This window comes from Trebonia sp., from assembly GCF_049794275.1.
Lineage (GTDB): Bacteria > Actinomycetota > Actinomycetes > Streptosporangiales > Streptosporangiaceae > Trebonia.
Map to the genome: position 1 here is coordinate 1 of NZ_JBARCR010000037.1, position 3,320 is coordinate 3,320.

At 69.7% G+C, this 3,320-nt stretch carries 4 protein-coding genes and 1 pseudogene; 2 read left to right on the forward strand and 3 right to left on the reverse strand.

The window, feature by feature from the left end; genetic code table 11:
• A pseudogene (locus WA805_RS00970) lies at positions 1 to 192 on the forward strand (PLP-dependent aminotransferase family protein); the annotation flags it as partial.
• Positions 193 to 258: 66 nt separating this feature from the next.
• Positions 259 to 768, forward strand: coding sequence for a carboxymuconolactone decarboxylase family protein (locus WA805_RS00975; RefSeq protein ID WP_422289945.1), 510 nt, complete (start codon positions 259 to 261; stop codon positions 766 to 768).
• Positions 769 to 780: 12 nt separating this feature from the next.
• On the opposite strand, the gene WA805_RS00980 is transcribed toward WA805_RS00975, so the two are convergent.
• The 3 genes from WA805_RS00980 to WA805_RS00990 all read right to left on the reverse strand — a co-directional run.
• Positions 781 to 1,938 (reverse strand): 12-oxophytodienoate reductase, encoded by a 1,158-nt coding sequence (locus WA805_RS00980; RefSeq protein ID WP_424564672.1) that lies wholly within the window; start codon positions 1,936 to 1,938, stop codon positions 781 to 783.
• A gap of 7 nt (positions 1,939 to 1,945) precedes the next feature.
• Positions 1,946 to 2,983, reverse strand: coding sequence for an ABC transporter permease (locus tag WA805_RS00985; protein WP_425241424.1), 1,038 nt, complete (start codon positions 2,981 to 2,983; stop codon positions 1,946 to 1,948).
• Positions 2,980 to 3,320 (reverse strand): ATP-binding cassette domain-containing protein (locus WA805_RS00990; RefSeq protein WP_425241425.1); only part of this gene is annotated, 341 nt, incomplete at its 5' end. The genes WA805_RS00985 and WA805_RS00990, both read right to left, overlap by 4 nt.

Consider the following 3,320-nt stretch of genomic DNA (forward strand, 5'->3'; position numbering starts at 1 on the left):
GGCCCTGGCCAGCGGGAAGAACAGGTTGTCGCGCGCGCCGCCGCCCGCGGTGTGGCCATCGAAGGGCTGGGCGGGTACGCGCTCCGCGAGCACACCCGCGGACCCGCACTGGTCATCGGCTACGCCACCCCGCCAGAACACGGTTACACCACCGCACTCGCGCGGCTCGTCGCGGCGATCCGGGATCAGTAATGGCCCGCGTTCTAACCCGTAAAGTGGCACTTACTCGTGGGCCGCTTGCGGCATAGCGTCAGTGTCATGACAGCAACTGAGACTGGCACCAGCGCCAGCAGCACATCGCAGATTCCGGTCAGGCTCGACTTCGACACGCAAGCCGCGGGGTTCGCCCGCGCGATGGGCCATCTCGACCGCGCCGCGACCAAAGAACTGGACCAGGCCGGCATCGACCCGCTGCTGCGGGAACTGATCCGCGTCCGGGCTTCCCAGCTCAACGGGTGCGCCTACTGCATCGACATGCACACCAAGGACGCTCGCGCGGCCGGGGAAGCCGAGCACCGCCTCTACGCGCTGCCGGCCTGGCGGGAGACCCCCTTCTTCACCGAAAGGGAGCGCGCGGCGCTGGCCTTCACCGAGGACGTGACCCTGCTGGCCGGCGAGCACGTGCCGGCCGCCGCTTACGACGCGGTCGCGGCCCAGTTCGAGCCTGGCGAGGTCGCCGCACTGCTCGCCCTCATCGTCACCATCAACGCCTGGAACGCGATCGGCGTCACCACCCGCGCCTGGCTTCCCGGCTCCTACCAGCCCTAGTAGAGGCCAGCCCTAGTAGAGGAATGCGTCGGCGGACTTGTTATAGGGGCGGATCTCGGACAGCCGGCCCGAGGACACCTTGACGGCCCAGTGCGGGTCGGCGAGGCTGGCGCGGCCCATCGCCACCAGGTCGAACTCCCCCCGGTTCACCAGGTCGGCGAGCGGCGCGAGCGACAGGCTGGGCGCCCGGCCTGAGCTGGCGTCGTCGGTGATGGACATGAACGGGGCGCCGACTCCTACCGAGCCGATCCCGATGACTGGCCTGCCGCTCAGGTGCCTGGTCCAGCCGGCCAGGGTGCGGCCGGAGCCGTCGAAGGCGGGCATCCAGTAGCGGCGGGTGGAGGCGTGGAACATGGACACGCCCGCCTCGACGAGCGGGGTGAGGAACGCCTCGAGTTCCCTCGGGCTCTCGGCGATCCTGGCGTCGAAGTCGTTGCCCTTCCACTGGGAGAACCGGAAGTCGACCGGGAACTCCGGGCCGACCGCCGCGCGGACGGCGGCGGCGATCTCGGCCGACAGCCGGACCCGGCCGGCCATGTCCCCGCCGTAGGCGTCGGTGCGCCGGTTGGTGACCGGCCAGTGGAACTGGTCGAGCAGGTAGCCGTGCGCGCCGTGCAGGTCGACGCCGTCGAAACCGGCCGCCTTGGCGAAGACCGCCGCCCGGGCGAAGTCCTCCACGGTCTCTTCCAGCTGCGCGCTGGTGGCAGGCTCGCCGACGACCTGGCCGTCGCAGTTGATGCCGGATGGGGAGATCATGGGGGAATCGGGATACGGGCCGGCGCCCGCGTCGCGCTGCGCGCCGATGTGCCATAGCTGCGAGAAGATGAACCCGCCCACGGCGTGCACGCCGTCGGTCACCCTCCGCCAGGCGGCCAGGGCGTCGTCACCGAACAGCCGCGGCACGTTGTCGAAGCCGCCCGCCGACTCGTTGACGTAGCTGCCCTCGGTCATGACGATGCCGAGCGACTCCGCGCGGCGGGCGTAGTAGGCGGCGACGTTCTCCCCCGGCACGCCGTCCGGTGAGAACGCCCGGGTCATCGGCGACATGACGAAGCGGTTGCGGAGTCTCAGCCCGGCGATCGTCACCGGGGAGAAGAGCGTGGTCATATCGGCCCCGTCAAGCAGGGTCAGGGACAGGTTCGCCGCGAGGGCGTCATTCAGCTCCGTCACGGTGGCCTCAACGTCTATCGACGACGAAGCTGATCGCGACCGCGATGACGATCAGGATCCCGCGGACGATGTCCTGCCAGTAGTCCGGGACGGCGAGCAGGTCGAAGCCGTTCGTGATCATGGCCAGGATCATCACGCCGAGGACCGTGCGCCAGACCGAGCCGACGCCGCCGAAGATGCTGGTGCCGCCGAGTGCCACGCCGGCGATCGCGAGCAACGCCAGCGAGCCGCCAAGGCCGCTCGTGTCGCTCGACCCCGACCCGGTCATCGACGAGTCGAGCAGGCCGGCGAGGCCGCAGGCGGCACCGGTGATCACGAAGGTGAGGATCACGATCCGGTCCACTTTGAGGCCCGACAGCCGGGCCGCATTGCGGTTGTCGCCGACGCCGTAGAGGTGGCGGCCGAAAACGGTGTAGGCCAGCACGAGCTGGAGAACGATCGCGACGAGGACGAAGATGATGACCGGATACTGGATGCCCCCGGCCCGGTGCTGACCGAGGAACGTGAAGACTCTGGCCGGCGGGGTGATCAGCAGGCCTCCGCTGGTCACGCCGACGGCGATGCCGCCGAACGTGAGGGCGCTCGCGAGCGTGGCGAGGAACGCGTTCACGCGCAGCTTCGTCACCAGCAGCCCGTTGATGAGCCCCATCGCCAAGCCGGAACCGATCGCGACGGGGAACGCCCACCATACGCCCCAGTGGACGGCAGCCCACGCGCCAAGCACCTCGCTCAGTACGAAGATCGCCCCGAGCGAGAGGTCGAAGTTGCCGGCGATGATCGTGTAGGTGACGGCGCAGGCGGCGATGCCGAGGGTCGCGTTCTGGAAGACGAGGTTGAGGAGGTTCTGCCAGGTGAGGAAGTCGGGCGACGCGACAGTGAAGTAGCAGAAGAGCGCGACGGCGAAGACGACGATGCCGTAGTCGCGGATGTGCTCGGCCTTGATCCGGCGGGAGCGCACGCGCGGAACGGCGATCCCGTCCGCCCCGGCGGGGTCCCCGGCTGGGACCGGATCCCCGGCCAGCGGCCCGGACGGCTGCACGGTCATTCGATCGTTCTCCCTCCGAGGCCGAACGCGGCCTCCATCACGGCATCCAACGGCGGGTCCGCGCCGAACTCACGAGTGATCGAGCCGCGGCGCATCACGAGCACGCGATGGGCGAGCCCGAGCACCTCCTCTATCTCCGACGAGATCAGCAAGACGGCGCTCCCCTCCGCCGCCAGGTTGTTGATCAGGCGGTGGATCGCCGCCCGCGCCGCGACGTCGACGCCGCGCGTGGGCTCGTCGAGGATCAGCACCCGCGGGCCGCGGAGCATCCAGCGGGCGAACATGAGCTTCTGCTGGTTGCCGCCGGAGAGGTTCGCCGTCTTCATCGACGGGACCG